The organism is Ruegeria sp. AI2, assembly GCF_056541275.1.
Map to the genome: position 1 here is coordinate 1 of NZ_JBQFYB010000067.1, position 915 is coordinate 915.

The following is a 915-nucleotide window of genomic DNA, read 5'->3' on the forward strand; positions in this document are numbered from 1 at the left end:
CTTGCAGGACAAGGAAAAGGCGCTGGAGATCGCCGATCAGGCCATTGAGACACGATTAATGGCTTTGCAGGAGGCCGAAGAAAAACTGCGCGCCACGCTGGTCATTGCCGAGCAGGCTGCTGAAACCGACCTGACACAGCTAACGGATGTGTATCAGAATATGAAGCCTAAAGACGCAGCCGCACTGTTTGAAACAATGGACCCGACCTTTGCCGCCGGATTTCTGTCGCGCATGCCTCCGGATGCGGCGGCTGGTGTTCTGGCCGGTCTCAACCCAGAGGCTGCCTATACGATCAGTGTTGTGATGGCGGGCCGCAACGCCAACGCGCCGGTGGAATGACGGTCATGGTCTTTAATCCCCTTTTCGATGTCGCCGGAGGTTTCAGATGATCGGGTTGTTTGGAATTGTCTTCATTTTTGTCATGGTCTTCGGCGGGTATCTTGCAGCCGGCGGAAAGATGGCGATCATTCTAAAGTCTTTGCCTTTCGAGATCATGATCATATGCGGGGCTGCGGTCGGGGCCTTTCTGATCGCCAATGACAAAAGCGCGATCAAACATACCATCAAGGATATGGGGAAGATCTTCAAAGGACCGAAGTGGAAGCCCGAAGACTATCGCGATCTGCTCTGCCTGTTGTTTTCCCTGATCAGGACTGCGCGAGCGAACCCAGTTGACCTGGAACAGCATATTGAGGAGCCGGAAAACTCGTCTCTGTTCTCGATCTACCCCAAAATTCAGGCGGACAAAGAGGCGGTAGACCTGATTTGTGATACGATGCGGTCGGCAGCGATGAACTATGACGACCCGCATCAGGTCGAGGAGGTTCTGGAAAAACGGATGGAGGCAAATTTCCATCATGCCATGCATTCCAGCCACGCGTTGCAGGTTGTCGCGGACGGCCTTCCTGCATTGG

2 protein-coding genes are annotated in these 915 nt (G+C 54.1%); both read left to right on the top strand.

The window, feature by feature from the left end; all coding sequences use genetic code 11:
• Positions 1-340, top strand: a 340-nt coding sequence (locus ACR0LL_RS21175) for a MotE family protein (RefSeq protein ID WP_480589280.1), incomplete at its 5' end; no start/stop codon positions are given.
• A gap of 46 nt (positions 341-386) precedes the next feature.
• The coding region (locus ACR0LL_RS21180; RefSeq protein ID WP_480589282.1) for a motility-associated protein at positions 387-915 on the top strand (529 nt) is incomplete at its 3' end.